22 protein-coding genes and 2 other annotated features are annotated in these 22,920 nt (G+C 48.4%); of the genes, 11 read left to right on the plus strand and 11 right to left on the minus strand.

The genetic code is table 11. From position 1 onward, the window contains the following. Window positions 1-28: 28 nt before the first annotated feature. The 6 genes from rho to C7R73_RS07745 all read right to left on the minus strand — a co-directional run bounded on the left by rho (window position 29) and on the right by C7R73_RS07745 (window position 7,030). A complete protein-coding gene (gene rho / locus C7R73_RS07720; RefSeq protein ID WP_106449945.1) occupies window positions 29-1,288 on the minus strand; it encodes a transcription termination factor Rho in 1,260 nt (419 codons plus the stop codon). A gap of 135 nt (window positions 1,289-1,423) precedes the next feature. Further along, window positions 1,424-2,695 (minus strand): UDP-N-acetylglucosamine 1-carboxyvinyltransferase, encoded by a 1,272-nt coding sequence (locus C7R73_RS07725; RefSeq protein ID WP_106449946.1) that lies wholly within the window; start codon window positions 2,693-2,695, stop codon window positions 1,424-1,426. Between the two features lie 430 nt (window positions 2,696-3,125). Further along, window positions 3,126-3,983: a class II fructose-1,6-bisphosphate aldolase gene (gene fba, locus C7R73_RS07730; RefSeq protein ID WP_106449947.1), complete on the minus strand. Its 858-nt coding sequence runs from the start codon at window positions 3,981-3,983 to the stop codon at window positions 3,126-3,128. A 143-nt stretch (window positions 3,984-4,126) separates the two neighbouring features. Further along, entirely contained in the window at window positions 4,127-5,737 is a 1,611-nt protein-coding gene (locus C7R73_RS07735) for a CTP synthase (protein ID WP_106449948.1), read from the minus strand. 214 nt (window positions 5,738-5,951) lie between these two features. Next, complete coding sequence (rpoE, locus tag C7R73_RS07740) at window positions 5,952-6,560, minus strand: DNA-directed RNA polymerase subunit delta (RefSeq protein ID WP_106449949.1); 609 nt, start codon at window positions 6,558-6,560, stop codon at window positions 5,952-5,954. Window positions 6,561-6,604: 44 nt separating this feature from the next. Next, the gene (locus tag C7R73_RS07745) at window positions 6,605-7,030 is read right to left on the minus strand and encodes a YwiB family protein (RefSeq protein ID WP_106449950.1); all 426 of its coding nucleotides are present in this window, start codon (window positions 7,028-7,030) and stop codon (window positions 6,605-6,607) included. Window positions 7,031-7,245: 215 nt separating this feature from the next. On the opposite strand from C7R73_RS07745, the gene C7R73_RS07750 reads away from it, so the two are divergent. From C7R73_RS07750 to C7R73_RS07770, 5 genes are all read left to right on the plus strand, one after another. Next, window positions 7,246-8,088 (plus strand): lipoate--protein ligase family protein, encoded by an 843-nt coding sequence (locus tag C7R73_RS07750; RefSeq protein WP_106449951.1) that lies wholly within the window; start codon window positions 7,246-7,248, stop codon window positions 8,086-8,088. Between the two features lie 28 nt (window positions 8,089-8,116). Then, window positions 8,117-9,502 carry an HD domain-containing protein gene (locus tag C7R73_RS07755; protein WP_239992597.1) on the plus strand — a complete coding sequence of 462 codons (1,386 nt, stop codon included), beginning with the start codon at window positions 8,117-8,119 and terminating at the stop codon, window positions 9,500-9,502. Next, window positions 9,499-10,311 (plus strand): sugar-phosphatase, encoded by an 813-nt coding sequence (gene yidA, locus C7R73_RS07760; RefSeq protein ID WP_106449953.1) that lies wholly within the window; start codon window positions 9,499-9,501, stop codon window positions 10,309-10,311. Before C7R73_RS07755 ends, yidA begins: the two co-directional genes overlap by 4 nt. A 93-nt stretch (window positions 10,312-10,404) precedes the next feature. Beyond that, a complete protein-coding gene (locus C7R73_RS07765) occupies window positions 10,405-11,283 on the plus strand; it encodes a helix-turn-helix domain-containing protein (protein ID WP_106449954.1) in 879 nt (292 codons plus the stop codon). 176 nt (window positions 11,284-11,459) lie between these two features. Beyond that, window positions 11,460-11,774 (plus strand): hypothetical protein, encoded by a 315-nt coding sequence (locus tag C7R73_RS07770; protein ID WP_106449955.1) that lies wholly within the window; start codon window positions 11,460-11,462, stop codon window positions 11,772-11,774. A gap of 181 nt (window positions 11,775-11,955) precedes the next feature. On the opposite strand, the gene C7R73_RS07775 is transcribed toward C7R73_RS07770, so the two are convergent. Beyond that, window positions 11,956-12,144 carry a 2-hydroxymuconate tautomerase gene (locus tag C7R73_RS07775; RefSeq protein ID WP_106449956.1) on the minus strand — a complete coding sequence of 63 codons (189 nt, stop codon included), beginning with the start codon at window positions 12,142-12,144 and terminating at the stop codon, window positions 11,956-11,958. A gap of 72 nt (window positions 12,145-12,216) precedes the next feature. Further along, a complete protein-coding gene (locus C7R73_RS07780) occupies window positions 12,217-13,374 on the minus strand; it encodes an aminotransferase class I/II-fold pyridoxal phosphate-dependent enzyme (protein WP_161525901.1) in 1,158 nt (385 codons plus the stop codon). A gap of 262 nt (window positions 13,375-13,636) precedes the next feature. Then, window positions 13,637-13,904: a binding site (T-box leader), on the plus strand. Between the two features lie 56 nt (window positions 13,905-13,960). Then, window positions 13,961-14,211 (plus strand) — a binding site (T-box leader). Window positions 14,212-14,266: 55 nt separating this feature from the next. On the opposite strand from C7R73_RS07780, the gene C7R73_RS07785 reads away from it, so the two are divergent. The 6 genes from C7R73_RS07785 to C7R73_RS07810 all read left to right on the plus strand — a co-directional run bounded on the left by C7R73_RS07785 (window position 14,267) and on the right by C7R73_RS07810 (window position 20,105). After that, window positions 14,267-15,343 (plus strand): methionine ABC transporter ATP-binding protein, encoded by a 1,077-nt coding sequence (locus tag C7R73_RS07785; RefSeq protein WP_106449958.1) that lies wholly within the window; start codon window positions 14,267-14,269, stop codon window positions 15,341-15,343. Further along, window positions 15,340-16,020: a methionine ABC transporter permease gene (locus tag C7R73_RS07790; RefSeq protein WP_086628990.1), complete on the plus strand. Its 681-nt coding sequence runs from the start codon at window positions 15,340-15,342 to the stop codon at window positions 16,018-16,020. The genes C7R73_RS07785 and C7R73_RS07790 overlap by 4 nt, the downstream gene beginning before the upstream one ends. Before the next feature lie 33 nt (window positions 16,021-16,053). Further along, entirely contained in the window at window positions 16,054-16,908 is an 855-nt protein-coding gene (locus C7R73_RS07795; protein WP_106449959.1) for a MetQ/NlpA family ABC transporter substrate-binding protein, read from the plus strand. 77 nt (window positions 16,909-16,985) lie between these two features. Then, complete coding sequence (locus C7R73_RS07800) at window positions 16,986-17,849, plus strand: MetQ/NlpA family ABC transporter substrate-binding protein (protein WP_106449960.1); 864 nt, start codon at window positions 16,986-16,988, stop codon at window positions 17,847-17,849. A 125-nt stretch (window positions 17,850-17,974) separates the two neighbouring features. Further along, window positions 17,975-18,835 carry a MetQ/NlpA family ABC transporter substrate-binding protein gene (locus tag C7R73_RS07805; RefSeq protein WP_106449961.1) on the plus strand — a complete coding sequence of 287 codons (861 nt, stop codon included), beginning with the start codon at window positions 17,975-17,977 and terminating at the stop codon, window positions 18,833-18,835. An 82-nt stretch (window positions 18,836-18,917) separates the two neighbouring features. Further along, entirely contained in the window at window positions 18,918-20,105 is a 1,188-nt protein-coding gene (locus C7R73_RS07810; RefSeq protein ID WP_106449962.1) for an amidohydrolase, read from the plus strand. 98 nt (window positions 20,106-20,203) lie between these two features. On the opposite strand, the gene mgsA is transcribed toward C7R73_RS07810, so the two are convergent. The 3 genes from mgsA to C7R73_RS07825 form a co-directional block, all read right to left on the minus strand. Next, entirely contained in the window at window positions 20,204-20,623 is a 420-nt protein-coding gene (gene mgsA / locus C7R73_RS07815; RefSeq protein WP_086986980.1) for a methylglyoxal synthase, read from the minus strand. A 512-nt stretch (window positions 20,624-21,135) separates the two neighbouring features. After that, window positions 21,136-22,572 carry a 6-phospho-beta-glucosidase gene (locus C7R73_RS07820; RefSeq protein ID WP_106449963.1) on the minus strand — a complete coding sequence of 479 codons (1,437 nt, stop codon included), beginning with the start codon at window positions 22,570-22,572 and terminating at the stop codon, window positions 21,136-21,138. Window positions 22,573-22,586: 14 nt separating this feature from the next. Then, window positions 22,587-22,826 (minus strand): SemiSWEET transporter, encoded by a 240-nt coding sequence (locus C7R73_RS07825; protein WP_106449964.1) that lies wholly within the window; start codon window positions 22,824-22,826, stop codon window positions 22,587-22,589. Window positions 22,827-22,920: the final 94 nt, after the last annotated feature.

Consider the following 22,920-nt stretch of genomic DNA (forward strand, 5'->3'; position numbering starts at 1 on the left):
TTTGCTCACACGCCTTCCGGCACGTTTTCTATTTCATCAATGCAATCCGGGTCAGCAAAGCTTCATTGTTTTCGGTCGTGTTCATCTGTTTCAGGAAGCTCTCGGTGTATTCCAAAGCATCTCCGCGCATACCACGGCGGACTTTGTAGATACTCTCCATCGTTTTCGCATCCAGCAGGAGGTCTTCTCTGCGGGTGCCCGATTTTTTGATATCGATGGCTGGGAAAATGCGTCGTTCCGCCAATTCACGGGAAAGCACAAGCTCCATGTTCCCTGTTCCTTTGAATTCTTCATAGATGACTTCATCCATCCGGCTGCCGGTGTCGACAAGCGCGGTTGCGATGATCGTCAGACTGCCGCCATCCTCGATATTCCGGGCTGCACCAAAGAAACGTTTCGGGCGATAAAAGGCTGCCGGATCGATCCCTCCGCTTAACGTACGGCCGCTTGGCGGAATAACCAAGTTATAGGCACGCGCCAAACGCGTCAGGCTATCCATCAAGATGACCACATCACGTTTGTCTTCGACAAGGCGCATGGCTCTTTCCAGGACGAGTTCCGCCACCCGGACATGATTTGCCGGTTGCTGGTCGAAAGTCGAGGAGACGACATCGCCCTTGACACTGCGCTCGATATCCGTCACTTCTTCCGGACGCTCATCGATGAGCAGCATGATCAATTCGACATCGGGATGATTGGTGGTGATGCCGTTCGCGATTTCTTTCAGCAAAGTCGTTTTCCCTGCTTTAGGAGGCGCAACGATCATCCCACGTTGACCGAAGCCGATGGGCGAGAACAAATCGACCATCCTAGCGGTTACGTTTGTCCGTGTGTTTTCCAACTTCATCTGATGGTTTGGGTAAATGGGCGTCAATCCTGGGAAGTGCGAGCGCTCTTTGGCTTGATCAGGCCGTTTTCCGTTCACCGTGCTGACTTGCATCAGGCCGTAATAACGTTCGGACGCTTTCGGAGGTCTGGCCTTTCCGGCTACTTTGTCCCCATTGCGGAGATCGAAGCGTCTGATTTGCGACGTCGATATGTAAATGTCTTCTTGGCTCGGCGAATAGTTGATTGGCCTTAAAAAACCGAATCCTTCCTGAGCAACGATATCTAAAATGCCCTCGGTCATGAAGAATCCCTGTTTCTCCTCTTGGGCACGGATGACCGCCAAGGACAACTCTTTTTTGTTCATTTGGCTGTAGTAGGGGATCTTCAGTTCTCTGGCATAAGTGTATATTTCTTTCAGCGTCTTACTTTCCAACTCGTGCAAGGTAAGCATATCTTCCAAACAGCTCCACCTTCCTCTCTTATCATTCTTATGATGCTTGTTTCTGGCAAAGGCAATATACAAAATATTCAAAACACCTCCAAAGTCGTTTGCTGCTTTGAAGGTGCTCCTTATTATCATGTTGCGCGAAGAAGTTTATTCTTCGTCTTCAATCATTTTGATGTCTGCGCCCAAAGCGGTCAGTTTTTCGACGATATGATCATACCCGCGCAGGATGTTCTCGATTCCAGAAATTGTGGTTGTGCCTTCCGCCATCAATCCGGCGATGACCAGACACGCTCCAGCACGCAGATCGCTGGCTGTAACTTCCGCACCTGTCAATTTGTTGGGACCTTGCATGAAGATCATGTCACTTTCAACCTTGGCCTTCGCACCCATCCTGCGGAGCTCCGGGATATGGTTGACGCGCTTCGGATAGATTGTGTCGACGATGGTGCCCTCACCGCTCGCTTTCAACAAGAGCGGAGTCAGTGGTTGCTGCAAGTCTGTCGCAAAACCAGGGTAAGGCAACGTCTTGATGTGGACCATCTTCAGGTTATCGGATTTTTTGACCAGGATGCTGTCCTCACCGATTTCCATCTCTACGCCCATTTCTTCCATTTTTGCGATTAGGCTTTCGATATGCTCGACGATCACATTTTTCACCAACACACGCTCCCCCATCGCTGCGGCAGCGGCCAGATATGTCCCTGCTTCGATGCGGTCAGGTATTACGGTGTGTCTGCAGCCATGTAAGCTTTCCACGCCTTCGATCCGGATGATGTCCGTCCCGGCTCCGCGGATTTTCGCGCCCATGTTGTTCAATAAGATACAGACATCAATGATTTCCGGCTCTTTGGCCACATTCTCGATGATTGTTTTGCCTTTAGCTTTGACCGCAGCCAAGATGATGTTGATCGTCGCTCCGATCGAAACCACATCAAGATAGATGCGATCGCCTTTCAAACCTTCTTCCGGCGTAGTCAGATAGATGGCGCCCATTTCATTGCGCACCGTCGCGCCCAACGCCTCGAAACCTTTGATATGCTGATCGATCGGTCTTGGGCCCAAGAAACAGCCTCCAGGCATACCGATGACGCCTTCACCAAATTTTGAAAGGATGGCTCCCATGAAATAATACGAAGCACGCAAGCTTTTGATTTTTCCGGTAGGCATCGGAATGGAAATCATGTTGGTCGGATCGATCGTGATGATGCCCTCATCCTCATCAAAAGACACTTCGACGTTGAAGTCCTCAAGGATATCAATAAGGGAGTGCACATCCTGAATGTTGGGGATGCCTTCCAAGATGACTGGGGAGTCCGCCAAAATGGCAGCCGGGATCAGCGCAACCGTACTGTTTTTCGCTCCGCTGATGGTGATTTCACCATTCAACGGTTTATTCCCCTCTATAACTAATTTTTTCATAAAAAAGCCTCACTTCATGTGTAGTTGCCGAACGACAAATCGTCCGGAAATAAATGGAATCGCTCGCACGAATTGCCCGTAACGGGAAAAACGGCGCAACGATACCGAAATACCATTATTTTTAGTTTTATTCGATTGTTGGTTGATCATTTACAATTCTAACAAAAATACAGGGTCCATTACTAGTTTTTTTATGCAATCGTCTGCTTTCCGCTATATTTCTCAATTTGATACGGTCGAACAGCGTAAAAAAGGTGTCTATCACGCTTCAACTGAAGACAACTGCCCTACCTTATGATGTAATGTTAACACAAACTCAGAAATATATGGAAAATGAGGCGCCGATGCAAGAACGTTCGGGAAAAAATAAGAACAAAAAAGGAGATCCGGAACATAGGCCCCAGACCTCCTCGAAGATCGTTTGATTAAATTAAGCTTTGTTGCTTGAACCGAAAACTTGCATTCTTTCTTTAACGACAGCAACGATTGCTTCTTTACCAGGTCCGATAACTTTACGAGGATCGTAAACGTTAGCGTCTGTAGCTAATTTTTCTCTTACAGCAGCTGTAAAGACTTGTTGGCATTCAGTGTTCACGTTGATTTTTGAATGTCCGAACTCGATAGCTTTTTTGACTTGGTGTTCTGGAATTCCTGAACCACCGTGCAATACTAATGGTTTGTGAGTCAATTCAGAAATTTCTTTCATTTCGTCGAAACCAAGTACAGGTTCGCCAGAGTAAGGTCCGTGTACAGAACCTAATGCAGCAGCCAATGCATCGATGTCTGTTTCAGTAGTCAAACGTAAGCATTCAGCTGGATCAGCGTATTGGATTCCGCCAGTGATTCCATCTTCAGTTCCGCCGACAGTTCCGATTTCAGCTTCTACAGAAGCGCCTTTAGAATGTGCGTACTCAACTACTAATTTAGTTTGAGCAATGTTTTCATCGATAGGGTAATGTGATTTGTCGATCATTACAGACGAGTAACCAGCATCGATAGCGGATTTGCAGCTTTCAAAGCTTGTACCGTGGTCAAGATGCAATGCTACAGGAACAGTGATGTCCATAGTTTCTAGTAAAGCATTAGTCATAGCTGCAACAACTAAATGTCCGCCCATGTATTTTGCTGCGCCTTCAGAAACACCCAAAATAACTGGAGATTTTTCTTCTTGTGCGGCTTGCAATACAGCTTGCGTCCACTCAAGGTTGTTGATGTTGAATTGTCCTACGGCATACTTTCCTTCTAACGCTTTGTTTAACATATCTGTCATACTTACTAAACGACTCATTCTTGTTGCCTCCTTGGAATCCATTGGTCTATATTTCTTACAACACACCTATTTTAGCAGAAAATGAAAATATTTACTACCTTTTCAGTCAAACCTGCTCATTAAAATACAATATCAGTCAAATCGGGAGAGGAATGTCCCGCTTATTTGCCTGCGTTTTCCAAAGATGCCGCAATGAAGCCGTCAAAGATCGGCTGTGGTCTGTTCGGGCGTGAGATGAACTCAGGATGGAACTGGGCAGCAATATAGAACGGATGGTTTTTCAATTCAACAATTTCCACCAAGCGTTGATCAGGGGATACGCCTGAGAAGACCATTCCTTTTTCAGCCAGGATTTCACGGTAAGCATTGTTGAACTCATAACGATGGCGATGACGCTCTTGGACCATATCGGCGTTGTGGTAAAGTTTCTTAGCCAACGTGCCTTCCTTCAACTCGCAAGGATACAGGCCCAAACGCAATGTGCCACCCATTTCATCGATGTTCTCTTGGTCTGGCATCAGATCGATGATGTTATTTTTGCATTCCGGATTGGTTTCCGCTGAATCCGCGTCTTCCAAACCGACAACGTTACGGGCAAACTCCACACAAGCCAATTGCATGCCCAGACAGATACCGAAGAACGGCACATTGTTTTCGCGTGCGTATTGGATGGCAGCGATCTTGCCTTCGATGCCGCGGTCTCCGAAGCCACCAGGGACAAGGATTCCGTCTGCAGTAGCCAAGTGCTCCTGCGCATTCGCAGTAGTCACTTCTTCCGCGTTGATCCATTGGATGTCGATTTCAGTATTGTGCGCATAACCGGCATGTTTCAATGCTTCAGCCACAGACAAGTAAGCATCCTGCAGTTCCACATATTTTCCGACAAGAGCGATTTTAGTCGTTTTTTCAAGGCTTTGGACTTTTTCGACCAAGGCTTTCCAATCCGTCATGTCGGCTGGCGGCAGATCGGACAGGCCAAGATAATCGCAGACGATCTGGTCCATGTTCTGTTCCTGCAGCATCAAAGGAATTTCGTACAACGTCTCTACGTCACGGGATTCGATGACCGCTTCAGGTTTCACATCACAGAAGGATGCCAATTTGTTTTTGATGTGTTGCGGCAATGGCATTTCTGTACGCACAACCAAGATGTTCGGTTGGATACCAAGGCTGCGTAATTCCTTGACGCTGTGCTGTGTCGGTTTTGTCTTCAGTTCGCCGGCTGCGCGCAAATAAGGGATCAAGGTTGTATGGATATACAGCACATTTTCAGCGCCTACTTCCATACGCATTTGACGCAAAGCTTCCAGGAATGGCAAAGATTCGATATCCCCGACGGTTCCGCCTACTTCAGTGATGACGATGTCCGAATCTGTCGTTTCGCCGGCACGCATAATTTTTTCTTTGATTTCATTCGTGATGTGCGGGATGACTTGGACAGTAGCCCCTAGATAGTCCCCTTTGCGTTCTTTACGGATGACTTCGGAATAAACCTTTCCGGTCGTCACATTTGAATATTGATTCAGGTTTATGTCTATGAAACGTTCATAGTGGCCTAAGTCCAAATCGGTTTCGGTGCCGTCATCAGTGACGAACACTTCCCCATGTTGGTAAGGACTCATCGTTCCTGGATCCACATTGATGTAAGGGTCGAATTTTTGGATTGTGATCTTTAATCCACGGTTTTTCAGCAAACGTCCCAAAGACGCCGCAACGATACCTTTACCGATTGAAGATACTACCCCGCCTGTTACAAAAATATACTTAGTCATTTTTTTCTTCCCCCTGTTTTTAAATGTGCAAAATTATGTCCGAAGGATTCTCCAACGCTGCAATAAACAAAATAAAGCTCCCTGTTCTTAAGAACAGGGAGCCGTAAAAATTCAACGTATACTTTCCAAAAAGAAATACTTTTTGGGAGCCCAATGAAGATGATACCTCCAATTACATAAGGTGTCAAGAAAGAATTGGAGACCGGGGGAATGATTACTCCTCTTCGTCCTTTTCTTCCGCAACGAACTCTTCTTCCTCTTCGAACTCTTCTTCCTCTTCAAGATCTTCCTCTTCGATGATCAAAGTCAAATCTTCTTCGATGCCACTCGTGATGTCATCATCGTCATCCGTGATATCCACAGCGTCGACATCATCGACTTCATCCTCATCCACATCGATTTCTTCGTCTTCATCAGCAACGTCGATATCTTCCGGATCGTCATCATTATAATCGATTACATCATCATCATCTTCTGATGTAGCGAATGCATTCAGCTTTTTGCGTTTCTTGCGGCGGACTTTCACTTCATCCTCATCGATACTGGAAAGAATCTCTTCATCGATTGAATCAATTGGATACCATGAACGCAATCCCCAACGATTTTCTCCTAAAGAAATAAAGCTGCCATCAATGTTCAAGTCAGTGTAGAAACGTGTCATCTTGCCTTCCAATTCTTCTTCCGACATTTCAAGATAGTCCTGTATCTGAACCAATAATTGGTTAAAGTCCAGTACGTCACCGTTTTCTTCGAAAATTGCGTGTGCAACTTCTATCATTGACAATTCGTTTTTGCTAGTACCATCTAATTGCTTCAATTTCAATGGTGTCACGTCCTTTCAAAAGTTTACTCTTAATCATACAATACTCAGGTGGTAAATTGCAATTCAATTCGATAATCTCCAAATTTTTGTTCGTTCATTTGGAGTTCGTAATGCAAGGTGACTTTTCCGGCAAACGGCTTTTCCTTGAACTCCAGCAACATTTCATGGGTGATCGTTTCGATTTCCATCAGTCCGGCCGGCGTCGGGAGCATGGCCATGCCTTTTCCTTCTGCATCGAAGGTCATGCGGCTCGTCTGTTCCATTCTGCGGATGATCGTCACTTTCCCTTCACGGGACAGTTTGAAAGTGACCGGTACAGCTGTTTCGGCTTCGATATAGCGCAGATAGAGCCAATTGCCCATTTCCACGATTTGACCCATTCCTTCATATAGGAAGCTTTCCTGCTCCCCTTCTTGCTTCACCAGCGTTTCCAATTGGAACTCGATGGGCATTCCTTCTTTTAAAGACAAGCTTTTCCACCTCTTTGACCATCGTGCTGAAGCCTAGCGGCCGCACGTGTTTTTCAAATACAGTATAGCGGTAAAAATGAGCGCTGGTCAATCATTTGCGGGCTGATTTTCCAAAATGCGAAGAAATCCTGCCTTTCGCTGCAATTCACCCTCAAATCTTTCCTGAACTTTGCTATAATGGGAGCAGAAACAGCCACAAAGATAAGGAAACGCATATGACAAGCCATTTAAAAAACAACATTTATCATATCTACGATACTTCACATGGAGCATTCGGCACCGATGCCCTTTCGCACTTCGCGATGGGCGATGCTTTGATCAGATTGGTCGGGAACGCTGAAGCTCCAGCAGCTCTGCATTTTTGGCCGATGGAAAACCTGGTCATCCTCGGCATGATGGACACGCGCCTGCCCCATCTGGAGGACGGCCTGCGTTACTTACGGAGCGTCCCGACCGGTATCGTCGTCCGCAACGCCGGCGGATTGGCCGTCGTTGCCGATGAAGGGATCCTGAATTTCTCCTTGGTGCTTCCCGAAACCGAGAATGCCAAACTCACGATCCATGACGGTTATGTCCTCATGAAGGAACTGGTTGAGCAGACTTTTTCCGATTCCGAACAAACGATCGAAGCTTTCGAAATCAGCGATTCTTATTGCCCGGGCGACTTCGACCTGAGCATCAACGGCAAAAAATTCGCCGGCATCGCGCAACGCCGTTTCAAAAACGGCGTTGCCATCATGATCTATATGAGCGTAACCGGCAATCAGCAACAACGCGGGGAAATGATCCGCCGCTTCTACGAAGAAAGCCTGCAAGGCGAGGAGACCCGCTGGCATTTCCCGGCCGTCGACCCCGCTTCCATGGCGAACTTGGCGGAATTGTTGGACAAACCGTTGACAGTAGCCGCTGTTAAGGAACGGATCCTGTCCGTTTTCACCAACAACGGCAATACGCTCCTGCCTGGGGAATACACGGAGCGTCTGATGTCGGAATATGAAACAGCCTATGCGAAAATGAAGAAACGCAATGAACAAGTCAATCAGGAACAGCAGACCTAAACGGAATGACAGAAAGAGGCGATGCGATTTGAGTACACACTATACCGCGGAATTATTGCCGAAAGAAAAAGTATTCCGTGACCCTGTCCATGACTACATCCATATCCAGTACCGGATCATCATGGACTTGATCAATGCACCTGAATTCCAGCGTTTGCGCCGGATCAAGCAATTAGGGACTTCTTCCTATACTTTCCACGGCGCCGAACACTCCCGCTTCAATCATTCTTTGGGAGTCTACGAAATCGCCCGCCGGATCTGCGATAAATTTGTCCGGAATTACCCCAGCAAAGAGCCTGGGGACGGCCTTTGGGACGATGGGGAGCGGCTCGTTACGCTTTGCGCCGCTTTATTGCACGACATCGGCCACGGTCCGTTCTCGCATACCTTCGAAAAAATATTCGATACGGACCATGAAGCCATCACAATCGAGATCATCACCTCACCGGATACCGAAATCAATCGGATCCTGCAGCAGATCGGTCCTGATTTTCCGAATCAAGTGGCCGCTGTCATCGCCAAAACCTACGATAATCCGCAAGTGGTGCAGCTGATCTCCAGCCAGATCGATGCGGATCGGATGGATTACCTGCTGCGCGATGCCTATTATTCCGGCGTCACTTACGGCAATTTCGACCTGACGAGGATTTTGCGTGTAATCAGGCCTTACGAGAACGGGATCGCCTTTGACATTTCCGGCATGCATGCGGTGGAGGATTATATCGTCAGCCGTTATCAAATGTATATGCAGATCTATTTCCATCCGGTTTCCCGCGGCATGGAGGTCGTTCTGAGCCATCTGTTGAAGCGCGCGAAGGATGTCTATTTGGATGAAAAAACCGAATTCCGGCATACCGCCACATTCCTGACGCCGTTCTTCAAGCAGACTTGGACGCTGAAAGATTACCTGCGTTTGGATGACGGGGTCCTGACGACCTACTTCAACCATTGGCTAGACGAAAAAGATCCGATTCTGAACGATCTGGCCCATCGCTTCGTCAACCGTCATCCTTTCAAATCAGTCCGCTACACAAAAGGACGCGATGATGCTACACTGGAACGCATGAGTGCACTCATTGAGCGCATGGGCTTCAACAAGGACTACTACACCGCTGTCAACAACAGTTATGACCTGCCTTATGATCTGTACCGGCCGTACCAGGCCACCACCAGGACCCAGATTGAGCTTGTCCAGAAAAACGGCAGTTTCCTGGAGCTATCGCAAGCAAGTTCGATCGTATCGGCTTTGACGGGCAAGGTCCGCGGGGATGAACGTTTCTACTTCCCGCGCGAAATCACCCATAGCGACGAGGAGGCGGGCATCAATCTGTTCGAGTCCCTGTCGCAGGAATTTTCAACCTTTTTCGAGAACGATGAAATTTTACCAACCCAACAAACAGGAGGCACACTATGAACATCAAATTAATCGCCATCGACATCGACGGCACATTGGTAGACCCGGAGTTCAAAATCACCCCGGATGTAAAAGCAGCCATTACGGAAGCACGTGAACAAGGCGTCAAAATCGTACTCTGCACCGGCAGACCGTTCCCAGGCGTGAAACGCTATATCAAAGAATTGGAATTGGATCAAGACGAAGATTACGTCATCACCTACAACGGCTCTTTGGTGCTGTCCACCGCAACAAATGAAGTGCTCGTTTCGCATACGTTGGATTACAGCGACTTCGTCAGAATCAACGAATTAGCTGACAAGTTCAACGTGCATACGCACGGGATCGACAACGAAGCCATCTACACTGCAAACAAAGACATCAGCATCTTCACGACACGCGAGTCTTTCATTACGACGATGCCGATCCGCTATCGCTCATTGGCTGAATTGCCGGAAGATAAACTGTTCACGAAAATCATGTTCATCGACCAGCCTGAGCTGTTGGATATCCTGATTCCAGCTATTCCAGCGCAGTTCCATGAAGACTATGTGATTGTCCGCAGCGAACCGCATTTCCTGGAAGTGCTGAACAAAGATGCCGGTAAAGCCAGCGCTTTGGTCGAATTGGCCGCATTGTTGAATATTGATGCGGAAAACATCATGGCCATCGGCGACAACGAGAACGACCTAAGCATGATCGAATATGCAGGCGTAGGCGTCGCGATGGGCAATGCTGTAGACAAAGTCAAGGAAGCTGCGGATTTCATCACCACATCCAACGCTGAAAGCGGCGTAGCGCACGCAATCCGGACCTACCTTAACAAATAAACCGAATTTTTTCTGAGATGCTACATTTTGTTGAAGGGGGTCCTTCGACAAAATGTGGCATTATTTTAATTAAGTGTGAAGCAGGTGCCTGATATGGACAATCATTCTGCGGGGTTCGGAAAAACCCTCTTACGGATAAGGAAAAACAAACGCTATTCCCAACAATACATGGCGGAAAACAAAATCCATCAATCCACCTATTCCAAGATGGAAAGGGATCTGATCGAGCCGACGCTAGGCAACTATCGGCATCTTTTGAGCAGGCTGGACATGACCGATGAAGAGTTCCATTACATCATGCATGAATACAATTATTCCGAAAAGGAGCAATTGGTGGCCGCCTTCCTGAACCTGTCCTTCAACGATGTCCGCCTCTTGAAGGAAATCCGGGAGAAAGCCTTGAATTATTTGGGGGTCCACACCGATTACATCATCGCCGACATCGTCCATTTGACGGATGCTCTGATCATTTTGTCCGAAACGGGAGATATTCTGAGCGCCCGGAAAGAAGCGATCCCGGTATGGGAAAGGCTCGAAAAGCTTGACGGTTGGTATTTGGTGGAATTGGGGATGATCAACGCCATGCTGTTTCTGTTTCCTATCGACGAAGCCATCCTCATCTCGGAGACCGCCTCCACACAAACGAAAAAATATGCAGGCCATCCTTCGGCCACCAAAATCGCAATCTCGCTGCGCTATAATTTGTGCTTATTGCTGTTGAAAAATAAACGCTATGAAGAGACGATTGCCTGCATCGATGAGCTTATCCCGGCTGCTAAGCAGGCCGGCTCCTACAGACACTTGTCCGTCTGCTACCTCAGAAAAGGTTTCGCCTTGGCAAAGTCGGGAAAGCCCGCTGGCAAGCAGATGATCGACCAAGCTTTCCGATTGATCGACGCGGCGGATGACCCGGCTTTCAAAGTAGCTCTTGAAAATGAATACAATCTTCTGGAAGTGGCGGCCTCTAAATGACGCCGTCTTTTTGCGTCCGATTGCAGGCAACCCTTGATTTGCGTGGCAATTGTTATGCTTATAGGAATATTTTGTAGTGACGCGAAAAATCTGTAATAAAATGAAAGCAACCATGGGAAAACTGTCCTGACAATTCCCGAAATGACCATTTCATGAAAGGAAGGCAGGGAAAGTCCATGAATCCAAAACGATGTAACCTTTGCGCCTATATACTGAGCTGTGCCTGCCTGATCGGAATGGTACAGTATCCGGAAGTTTCAAAATCCTGGTGGCTCACAATCGGCATATGCAGCGGTTTGTTGTTTATCTCCAGCAACTGCATGGAATCCGCGCAGCATTGGACCTTCCTTGGCATCGATGCCTTGAATCTGATCGTGCTGGCCTTGCTTATCCAGGTCCTTCCGCCAAGTTTGGGGGTGGCTTTGAATGTCGTTGTGCTCTTGGCCATCCTGCTGCTCATCTATGTCAAAAGCACCTTTCACGAAAAATAGCTGATCTTGTATTCATTGTTTCCGGTCGCAAGCTTGCCTGTTCCGAGAAAGGGGGCTCACCTATGAATTGGATCCGTCTGATCATCGGCGATATATGGTTTCTATAGCAAATCGATTACGAAAAAAATAAGCCAAGGCTGGGGTTTTCATCCCGGCCTTGGCTTATTTCATGATGGAATCCTTAAGCTTCTTCGCCTATGAATTCGCCATTTTTGGTCAAATGTTGTTTCGAAATTTCATTCAGGATCACGTGCACGCTTTCCTTCGATACGTTGGCATTTTTTACGACAGCATCCACGACATCGCGCATCAAGCCTTGCTTCTGCTCGTCGGTTCTGCCTTCCAGCAATTCAATGTGAACATATGGCATTTCAATTCCCTCTTTTCGCTTTATGGTTTCGACTCAGGTCCATTTTATCAATGTTTGGATTGGATTGCATCTCTATTTGGAGGCGATATAAGTCTTCAGACGTTCAGCCGCCTCAGCGACCATGTCCGTGCTCAGCGCATAGCTCATGCGGACATAGCCTTCTCCGCCGGGTCCGAAGATCGATCCAGGCAGCATGCCCACTTTGGCGTTCATGCCGATTTCACGACAGAAAGCCTTATCGTCCGTACCGAATTTCGACGGAATCTTCGCAAAAGCATAGAAAGCACCTTTCAGTGCGGGAACCTCAAAGCCGGCTTCCTGCAAAGCGGGAACGAGGATGTTTCTTCTTTTCTCATATTCTGAACGCATCTTTTCGACATCCGGCGCGCTGTTGCGGAACGCCTCCTCGGCAGCCCGGTTGGAAACCGTTACGCCTGTCGTCACCAACTGCTGATGGGCCAAGAACAAGGTCTTCATCCATTTCGCATCCGCTGCAAGCACTCCGACGCGCCAGCCTGTCATCGCAAAGGCTTTCGAAGCCCCTTGGAACAAAATCGTGCGGTCGCGCAGCAGGGTCGCGATCGACGTATGCTTTTCTCCGTAGGTGATTTCGCTGTAGATTTCATCGCTCAGCACAAAGATGTCGTACTGCTTGATTGCGTCGGCCAAAGCCGTCAGTTCTTCTTTTGTATAGGTAGCGCCTGTTGGATTGCTCGGGTAGTTCAAAAAGATCGCTTTGACATTTTTGTTTTCAGCCATCGTCTTGTGCAGCAGCTCCGGCGTCATCAAAAAGTCGGTCTCGGAAGTATCGACGAGGATGCATTCGCCGCGGTTCAGTTCCACCGCATAGCTGTATAATGGAAAGAACGGCGACGGGATGATGACCTGATCTCCCGGATTCAACAAGCCGAAAGCCGCGGCAAAGAGCCCTTCAGTGGCACCCACCGTCATCACGATCTCCGTTTCGGGATCGTAGTGCAGATCATATTGCTTTTCAAGGAATTCGCTGACTGCTTTACGGACGCCGATTTCGCCGGAAGTGTGCGCATAATGGGACGCATTGTCTTCGATCGCCTTGATGGCGGCTTGCTTGACGTTTTCGGGCATATCAAAATCCGGTTCCCCGATCGTCATCGGAATGCAGTCTTCCACACTGCGGAATAATTCATCAAATTCGCGGATCTGCGAAGGTTTGATGCGGGAAAATAGTTCATTCGTTGTCAAAGCCATGTAGTACATCCTCCATCCAAGTGTGCATCACCGCCAGAAACCCCTCGGCGCATGCTTTTTATAAGTTCATATCCTTTTTCTCACATAATTTTAATATTAATCAGAATACGACTATTCTGTCCATAAGTCAAGCGTACCATGGCATTTCCCATTTCAAGAGAGCGTTTTCTATTCCGCAAAATGAGAATCCCTGAAAATTTTCTGTTTTTTTCTAATCTTATCTGTTGACAAAGAAAGCGGGATTGGGTATATTAATCACATCAAAAACACAGCGAAGAGAAGAGTAAATCATTCCACTCCTTCATTAGAGAGCTTGGTCAGGTGAAAGCAAGCAAGGAAGTGTTGGTTGAAGATGGTCTCAGAGTGGCTTGTCCGAAGAGTAACTTCTTAAGACAGGACGGGAACGCCCGTTACAGTGTCTCAGTATGACTTGCAGCAATTTGCAGGCGCACTGGCTAAGGCGGATGCAGCGATGCTTTCGTGAACTAAGGTGGTAACACGAGATCGAACTTTGACCTCTCGTCCTTATCTTGCGCATAAAAGATGCAGCAGATAAGGCGAGAGTTTTTTGATTTTATGATAAAATGTAAACGCAAGGAAGAGGAAAGTAAAAACCGCAACGTATCACAGCGAGCCTGGATGGATGAGAACAGGTATACGGAACGGTTTTGAAGATGGCCTCGGAGCGGGAAGGATGAGCTGCACAAGCGGTAAATCCTTCAAGGGAGCACCCTTTATCGTGCACGAGTGAAGCAAGCCTTCACTCATGGAGGAATCCTGCCGTGAGGGGGATTCGAACAAAGGTGGTAACACGAAGCGTCCGCATTCGTCCTTAACGTCATAATTTTTTGATGTAGGATGGATGCTTTTTTTATTAGAGGAGGAAAGATACATGATCAGTCTACAGGATATCTCAGTGACTTTTAAAGCTGACAAAAACAAAGCCATCCATGCCGTACAGCATGTTTCGCTGGAAGTCGATAAAGGCGACGTCTACGGCATCGTCGGATACAGCGGCGCCGGCAAAAGTACATTAGTAAGGACCATCAATCTTCTGCAGCGTCCGACCGAAGGAAAAGTCATCGTGAGCGGAAAAGACATGATGGCATTGAACGACAAGGACTTGCGTGAGTCGCGCAAAAAAATCGGGATGATTTTCCAGCATTTCAATCTGATGCGCTCCCGCACCATTCACGACAACGTCGCATTTCCCTTGAAGAATTCTTCCTTAAGTAAACAGGCAATCCACGACAAGGTAACAGACCTTCTTTCATTAGTAGGGTTGTCCGAAAAAGCCAATGCTTACCCTTCCCAATTATCCGGCGGGCAAAAGCAGCGTGTGGCCATCGCCCGCGCCTTGGCGAATGATCCGGAAGTGCTGCTTTGCGACGAAGCGACCAGCGCGTTGGATCCGAAGACGACTTCTTCGATACTGGCTCTATTGAAAGAGCTGAACAAAAGATTGAACCTGACGATCGTCATCATCACCCATGAGATGCAGGTCGTGAAGGAAATCTGCAACAAAGTGGCTGTGATGGAAGACGGCGGCGTAATCGAATACGGATCAATTTTGGACATCTTCACGAAGCCGCAGAACCAATTGACGAAGGACTTCATCGATACAGCAACACATGTCGAACACGGCATCGAGACGGTCATCACCCATCCAACCATCCTGAACCTGAACGAACATGATGTGCTGACAAAACTTTCATTCGTCGGCGGTTCCACAGGCGAGCCGCTTATCGCCAAACTGGCCAATACATTCAATGTCCAAGGCAATATACTCTTCGGGAATGTTGAGATACTGCAGGACACGCCGGTCGGCACCCTGCTCCTCGTCCTGAGCGGGACACCGGAAGCGATTGCCAAAGCCGTCCGCTACCTGCAGGACAATGGCGTGACGGTGGAGATCATCACCGCTGAAATCATCGCCGAAAAGAAAAATAAAGGAGGCGACGAAGAATGAACACATTCATGACAACCTTTCTCCCTAACGTCTCTGAAATTTGGGATGAAGTGCTCCTGAGCACCTGGGAAACCTTATACATGACACTCATTGCCGGACTGATCGCTGGTGGGCTTGGCGTCATCCTAGGCGTCATCTTACTGGTCACAGAAGATGGCGGCATCCTGGAGAACAAACATCTGTACAACGTTCTGGATAAGCTGGTCAACATCTTCCGGTCGCTGCCTTTCATCATCCTGATGGCACTGATTGTACCGTTCACGCGTTTTGTGGTCGGCACTTCGATCGGAACGACCGCATCAATCGTGCCACTAGTGGTAGCGACCGTTCCCTTCTATGCCCGTCAGATCCAAAATGCCTTGGTTGAAGTCGATCCCGGCGTCATCGAGGCGGCCCAATCAATGGGTGCCAGCCCTTGGGAAATCATCTTCCGTGTCTACCTGAAGGAAGGATTGGCCGGCATCATCCGCGTGTCATCCGTAACGATCATCAACCTGATCGGTTTGACGGCAATGGCTGGAGCCATTGGCGGAGGCGGCTTGGGTAACCTGGCCATCACCCGCGGCTACAACCGATTCCAGAACGACGTGACCTTGGTCGCAACCATCATCATCCTTATAATCGTATTCATCAGCCAAGCCATCGGAAATGCCTTGGTCAAAAAAGTAAGTCATTAAAAAATAAAAAAACAAAATCGGAGGAAACAAATCATGAAAAAGAAAAACGTATTATTCTCAGGTGTTGCAGCACTTACCTTATTTTTAGCAGCTTGCGGAAGCAGCGACTCGAACACGGACTCAGCAGCGGATACTGCTTCTTCAGATAACGAAGCAGTGAAAATCGGCGTAGTCAGCGAAGTCGAAGTTGAAGTCTGGGAAGATGTAGCCAGCCGTTTGGAAGCGAAAGGGATCGAATTGGAAATCGTCCAATTCACTGACTATGTACAACCTAACGTCGCGTTGGAGAATGGCGACATCGACCTGAACGCATTCCAGCACGTTGCTTATCTTGAAGATTTCAACGCCAATAACAAATCTGATCTGACTCCTATCGGCTTCACTTATGTTTCTCCACTTGGCTTGTATTCCGAAAAAGTTACCGACTATGCGGACATCGCCGACGGAGCGAAAATCGCCATCCCTAACGATGTAACCAACGGCGGTCGCGCGCTCTTGTTGTTGCAAGCAATCGGCCTGATCAAAGTCGACGAAGCAAAAGGAACAACACCGACAGTCAGCGACATCACAGAAAACCCGAAAAACATCAGCTTTGAAGAATTGGATGCTGCACAAGTCGCACGCTCCCTTCCTGATGTGGACGCAGCGATCATCAACACGAACTACGCTACTGATGCAGACCTGAATCCTAAAGAAGACGCCTTATTCCTTGATACTGACAACATTGCAAGCGTTGCGGACGTCTACAAAAACGTTGTAGCGGCACGTTCAGCAGATGTCGACAACGAAACCTACAAACAAGTCGTTGCGGAATACCAAACATCCGAAACCGCAGCGATCCTGGACGATGTCACAGAAGGCAACGACGTACCCGCTTGGGAACAGTAAGACCCATTAACTTGTTTACAAAAATCACGTTTGCAGACGTGATGTAAAAATAAAAAAACAATCGGAGGAATTACATTATGAAAAAGAGCAAATTATTTGGTGGCCTAGTCCTTACAGCTTCATTGTTCCTGGCAGCATGCGGAAATGGCGGTACAACCGCTGATTCATCCGCTGCGGAGTCAAGCAGCTCAGTTGCAGCAGAACCAACTACAGTCAAAATCGGCCTTGTCAGCGAATCCGCTGTCGAAATCTGGGAAGCCGTCGCAGTGCGTCTGGAAGACGAGAACATCGATCTTGAAATCGTCAAATTCACTGACTACAACCAACCGAACATCGCGTTGGATAACGGTGAACTCGACTTGAACGCATTCCAGCACGTAGCCTTCCTGGAAAACTACAACGCAAACAACGACGCAGACCTGACGCCTCTTGGATTCACTTTTGTGTCTCCATTAGGGATCTACTCTAACAACTATACGGATTACAGCGAAATTCAAGACGGCGACACGATCGCAATCCCGAATGACGTAACCAACGGCGGACGCGCGTTGTTGCTGTTGCAAGCCATCGACTTGATCACTTTGGACAACGCAACAGGCACAACGCCAACCGTAAACGACATCATCGAAAACCCTAAGAACCTGAACATCGAAGAATTGGATGCTGCACAATTGCCGCGTTCGCTTGAAGATGCAGGCGCTGCAGTCATCAACACCAACTTCGCTGTCGATGCTGGACTTGTACCGACTGAAGATGCCCTGTACTTGGATACAGACAACATCCAGGAAGTCTTGGACATCTACAAAAACGTTATTGCTGCCCGTGCAGAAGACGTTGACAATGAAGTCTACAAAAAAGTTGTAGCGGCATACCAAACAGAAGAAACAAAAGCTTTGATCGCAGAAACAACTGCAAACACAGATATCCCTGCTTGGGACTAAGCGAAAACCGTTCTTCATCTTCAACAGCCTGAAAACATACTAAATTTACGAGTAGCATCAAGCAGTCGCGTTTCTTTTCGCGCCGCTCTTGATGCTATCTTTATATACAAAGGAGCCCTTTACTGATGAAAAATAAGACATTTCTAGCAACCTTGACCCTTTCAGCCAGCCTTTTCCTTGCCGCTTGCGGTAGCGCAGCATCCGATTCCTCGTCCAGCGACGTGACATCTGCCGAAGCGACTGAGCCCGTCAAAGTCACATTGGGTGTCGTCGGCGAAGTCAACGAGCCTTGGGATTACGTCATCGAAGAGCTGAAAGAAAAAGAAAACATCGAAGTCGAACTGGTCAAATTCACCGACTACACGACTCCTAACAATGCTTTGGCCGAAGGTGAAATCGATCTGAGTTCTTTCCAGACAGAGATCTTCATGGACAACTACAACAAAGATCATGGAACAGAATTGACGACCATCGGCTATACGGTAATGGCTCCTTTAGGGCTTTATTCCGAAAAAATCACGGACATCAGCGAACTGAAGGACGGCGACACTATCGCCATCCCAAACGACGTCTCCAACGAAGGCCGCGCTTTGATTCTGCTGCAGACAGCCGGATTGATCACGCTTGATCCTGAAGCCGGTTTGGTTCCGACAACCGAAGATGTCGTCGAAAACAAATTGAACCTGCAGTTCCAGACGCTTGAATCCAACCAGACCGCCCGCGCTTTGCAGGACGTGACAGCTTCCGTCATCAACAGCGGCATGGCCGTGGATGCTGGCTTCATCCCAAGTGAAGATGCCGTCTTCCTTGAGCCGGTAACCGCTGATTCCAAACCCTATTACAACGTCATCGCAGCACTTGCCGAAGACGTCGACAACGAAACCTTCCAAACGATCGTAGCCTACTACCAATCCGAAGGAACGGCCAAAGTCATCGAAGAAGCTTCAAAAGGCTCGCAATTCCCGGTTTGGGACGAAGCAAAATAATATAGATAATCAAACCATTTCGAGGGGCTTGGGCCATTTGCCCATAGCCCCTTTCCTATACAGAATCAAGGAGGAACCATCCATGACAATCAGCCAACAACAGATCCACGAAGAAGTTAGCGATATCTACGACTACATCATCGCCCTGCGCCGCCATTTCCACCGTCATCCGGAGCCAAGCCTGAAGGAGTTCGAAACGATTCAACGCATAAAGGAGGAAGTCGAAGAAATCGGCGTGCCTTACATAAATGTCGGCGAGACCGGCATCCTGGCCACCTTAGTCGGCGGAAAAGGTTCAGGCAAAACCATCCTATTGCGTGCCGATATCGATGCGCTGCCTCTGCCTGATGAGACCGGCAAACCCTACGCATCCGTCAATCCCGGTTTCAACCATGCCTGCGGGCACGACGGGCATACCGCTTCCTTGTTGGGCGCGCTGAAAATCCTGAAGGAACATCAGGATGAGTTCTCCGGCACGATCCAGTTCGCCTTCCAGCCTGCGGAAGAAATCGGTGCCGGAGCGCGCCAATTCGTGCGCGGCGGCTATATCGACGGCATCGACCATGTCTTCGGCATCCATCTGCAATCCGGCACGCAAGTGGGCAAAATCGTCGCTACACCGGGCCCTTCCAACGCGTCCTGCGACATCTTCAAGATCAAAGTTTTCGGCAAGAGCGGACATGTCTCGCGTCCGGATCTGGGGCGCGATGCCTTGGTCAGCGCAGCCTCCATCGTAACGGAACTCCAGACCATCGTTGCCAGGGAAGTGAAACCCACAGATGAAGTCGTCGTCGGCATCGGGGTGCTGCGCGCCGGGACCAACTACAACATCATCGCCAACGAAGCCGAGATCGAAGGCACCGTCCGCACCTTCAGCCATGAAGTCCGGGCGCAAGTGCTGGAGGCTGTTGAAAGGATCGCCCGGAATGTTTCCGATGCGCACCGCACAACCATCGAATTCTCCAACTACGATGCCGCAGCACCGCTGATCAACGACATCCAGGCAGCCAACCATGCCATCCGGGTCGCTTCAGACATCGTCGGCATCGAGAACGTCATCACTGACAGCCCGAAAAGCATGGGCGCCGACGACTTTGCAGATTACTTGGCGGTCGCGCCCGGTGTCTACTGCTTCATCGGCACGCAAAGCAGCGAAGAGACAGCATACGGCCATCATCACGAGAAATTCGACATCGATGAAAAAGGCTTGGCCATCGCGACGGAACTGCATATTTCCTATGCGCTGGAATACCTTGCAAGTCCATTTTAATGCACAAAAAACGCACTGACCTTTTGGAACGATACTCCAAAAAATCGGTGCGTTTTTTAGTTTTTTTATACGTATGCTTCCCGGGGTCAGCATCCTGCTTATCCGAAATCGATGCTGCCTTCGGCGTTGTAGAATTCGCGCCAATCGACGAAGCCGGCATCCAGCCCGCGGAGCAACACTTCGGCTGTGCCGATATTGGTGGCCAACGGGATTTCATAGACATCGCTCAAACGGATCAAAGCGGTTACATCCGGTTCATGAGGCATAGCGGCCAACGGATCCCGCAGGAAGATGACCAGATCCATTTGATTTTCCGAAATCATGGCACCTATCTGCTGATCCCCTCCAAGCGGACCTGACTTGAAACGGTGTACATTCAATCCGGTTGCTTCCATGATGCGTGTGCCGGTCGTGCCAGTCGCAAACAATACATGTTCTTCCAGGATCGCTTTATAGGCGGTACATAATTGAATCATCAAATCCTTTTTACGGTCATGCGCAATTAATGCTACTTTCATTCGAGTTCCTCCCTGCAATTTTTATAAGAACAGTATATCATTTCGCGGGTTTCATGGTCGAACCCGTCGCAATATTTTTCTTTTCTGTACCGAAATAACCAAAATATATACGGATTTCTTCATATTATCTTCACAATTCAGGACTATTATACAGATAGGCCAATCACAACAATCTTTTTACTCTTCTTTACTCCTCCAAAGTAAAGAACAACTCCTTTATGCCACCGCTCTTCTGAGCGGTGGTTTTTTGTGGAAATGAAGGGACTGTCCAGGGCGCCCCAGCTCCGGTGAGTGGTTGGTCCGCCGGAGGTGAGGTAGCGAGCTAAACTTCGACCTCCGATGAGGCCCGCCTCGTCGTAGTTGGGCGGGATAATCTACCTCCACCTCCGGCGAGCCTCGCTTGGCCGGAGGTGGAGAGCCCTCTGGCTGCGCGGCCGCAGGCTGATGCGGTCAACATTACCGAACACAAAAAAGCTCAGCGGGATATCGCTGAGCTTTTTCATTCATAAAATTTAAGCCAATTCTTCCCCGTTAGAAGCAATAACCTTTTTGTACCAATCGAAGGAATCCTTTTTGCTTCTTTCCAGTGTTCCGTTGCCTTCATTGTCCCGGTCTACATAGATGAAGCCGTAACGTTTCTTCATTTCGCCTGTCGTGAAGGATACGCAGTCGATACAACCCCATGGCGTGTAGCCCATCAGATCGACGCCGTCTTCTTCGACAGCTTTTTTCATTTCTTCAATATGCGTCTTAAGGTAGTCGATGCGGTAAGGGTCGTGGCAGCTGCCGTCCTCTTCCTTGACGTCGATGGCACCGAAGCCGTTTTCGACGATGAATAATGGTTTTTCATAGCGTTCGTAGAACAGATTCAATGTGTAACGCAAGCCTTCTGGATCGATCGCCCAGCCCCAGTCGGACTCTTCGATGAATGGATTTTTCACGGAATGTGCGCTGGAACCGTCCAGAGCTTTTGATACATCTTTATTTACGGTCGAATCGACGCAGTTGCTCATATAGTAAGAGAAGCCGATATAGTCAACGGTGCCCTCAGCCAAAGCTTTTTTGTCTGCTTCAGTGATGTCCAGGTTGAAGCCTTTGCGTTCGAACATCTTCGTAGCGTAGGCAGGATAGTGACCGCGGCATTGCACATCGCAGAAGAACCAGCGATCGTGCATCATTTGATTCGACAATACCATATCAGCAGGACGAGAAGAATACGGATAGATTGGCACCATCGCGATCATATTCCCGATTTGGAAATCCGGGTTGATTTCTTTGCCTATTTTAACGGCCAAAGCGCTGGCGACCAATTCATAGTGCCCGCATTGATACATCGCTTCTTCCGGATTCGGATAATCGCCGAAATGCGCGCCGGAGTTGGTCCAGCCAAAGATATCGTTCTTGTAGTTCATTTGGTTGTTGATTTCATTGAAGGTCATCCAATATTTCACTTTGTCTTTGTAGCGCTTGAAGCAGACTTCCGCAAATTTGACGAAGAAATCGATCGTCTTGCGGTTCATGAAGCCGCCATATTCCTTGGCCAAGTGGTATGGCATCTCAAAGTGGGAAAGCGTGATGACCGGTTCGATGCCGTACTTCAACAATTCATCGAAGACATCATCGTAGAACTGCAAGCCTTCTTCATTCGGCTCCGCTTCATCGCCGTTCGGGAAGATGCGTGACCAAGCGATCGAAGTACGGAAGCATTTGAAGCCCATTTCCGCGAACAAAGCGATATCCTCTTTGTAACGTCCGTAGAAGTCGATGCCGACGTGGTTCGGGTAATAATTGCCTTCGACCACACCGTCCGTGATGACGCGGGGAACGCCGTGCGCTCCGGCTGTCATGACGTCCGCCACGCTCAAGCCTTTGGAAGTGTTCAAAACCCCTCCTTCAAACTGATGCGCCGCTAATGCGCCGCCCCATAAAAAATCTTTATCCAATGCCATAATGATCGCTCCTCTTATTTATATTTGATTTTATAAGCCAAGATAATTGATGCCAACACAAAGGTGATGCCGTTCGCTGCGATGATGGCATAATCCTGGATGTTCCACCCGTGGATCAACCACAGAAACACGCCGACCACAAACATTGCATACATGCCCAATGAGATGCCGGAGGTGTCCTTGGTTTTGATGATCTGCCACGCCTGCGGAACGAAGGACAACGTTGTTAAAACAGCTGCGATGAACCCTATCATTTTTTCTCCCCCTACCGATATGGATGTGCGGCTCAAATGACCAGCGAAGTGGCTACATTCTTTTACTACTCGATTATAATAGATAGCGGAACAG

The sequence above is a fragment of the Trichococcus alkaliphilus genome (assembly GCF_003008695.1).
In the GTDB taxonomy this organism is placed as follows: domain Bacteria; phylum Bacillota; class Bacilli; order Lactobacillales; family Aerococcaceae; genus Trichococcus; species Trichococcus alkaliphilus.

Coding starts and splice junctions, on each gene's coding strand:
- C7R73_RS07725 (WP_106449946.1), bottom strand. CDS start 2,695: ATGAAAAAATTAGTTATAGAGGGGAATAAACCGTTGAATGGTGAAATC.
- fba (WP_106449947.1), bottom strand. CDS start 3,983: ATGAGTCGTTTAGTAAGTATGACAGATATGTTAAACAAAGCGTTAGAA.
- C7R73_RS07735 (WP_106449948.1), bottom strand. CDS start 5,737: ATGACTAAGTATATTTTTGTAACAGGCGGGGTAGTATCTTCAATCGGT.
- C7R73_RS07750 (WP_106449951.1), top strand. CDS start 7,246: ATGACAAGCCATTTAAAAAACAACATTTATCATATCTACGATACTTCA.
- yidA (WP_106449953.1), top strand. CDS start 9,499: ATGAACATCAAATTAATCGCCATCGACATCGACGGCACATTGGTAGAC.
- C7R73_RS07765 (WP_106449954.1), top strand. CDS start 10,405: ATGGACAATCATTCTGCGGGGTTCGGAAAAACCCTCTTACGGATAAGG.
- C7R73_RS07770 (WP_106449955.1), top strand. CDS start 11,460: ATGAATCCAAAACGATGTAACCTTTGCGCCTATATACTGAGCTGTGCC.
- C7R73_RS07775 (WP_106449956.1), bottom strand. CDS start 12,144: ATGCCATATGTTCACATTGAATTGCTGGAAGGCAGAACCGACGAGCAG.
- C7R73_RS07780 (WP_161525901.1), bottom strand. CDS start 13,374: ATGGCTTTGACAACGAATGAACTATTTTCCCGCATCAAACCTTCGCAG.
- C7R73_RS07785 (WP_106449958.1), top strand. CDS start 14,267: ATGATCAGTCTACAGGATATCTCAGTGACTTTTAAAGCTGACAAAAAC.
- C7R73_RS07790 (WP_086628990.1), top strand. CDS start 15,340: ATGAACACATTCATGACAACCTTTCTCCCTAACGTCTCTGAAATTTGG.
- C7R73_RS07795 (WP_106449959.1), top strand. CDS start 16,054: ATGAAAAAGAAAAACGTATTATTCTCAGGTGTTGCAGCACTTACCTTA.
- C7R73_RS07800 (WP_106449960.1), top strand. CDS start 16,986: ATGAAAAAGAGCAAATTATTTGGTGGCCTAGTCCTTACAGCTTCATTG.
- C7R73_RS07805 (WP_106449961.1), top strand. CDS start 17,975: ATGAAAAATAAGACATTTCTAGCAACCTTGACCCTTTCAGCCAGCCTT.
- C7R73_RS07810 (WP_106449962.1), top strand. CDS start 18,918: ATGACAATCAGCCAACAACAGATCCACGAAGAAGTTAGCGATATCTAC.
- mgsA (WP_086986980.1), bottom strand. CDS start 20,623: ATGAAAGTAGCATTAATTGCGCATGACCGTAAAAAGGATTTGATGATT.
- C7R73_RS07820 (WP_106449963.1), bottom strand. CDS start 22,572: ATGGCATTGGATAAAGATTTTTTATGGGGCGGCGCATTAGCGGCGCAT.
- C7R73_RS07825 (WP_106449964.1), bottom strand. CDS start 22,826: ATGATAGGGTTCATCGCAGCTGTTTTAACAACGTTGTCCTTCGTTCCG.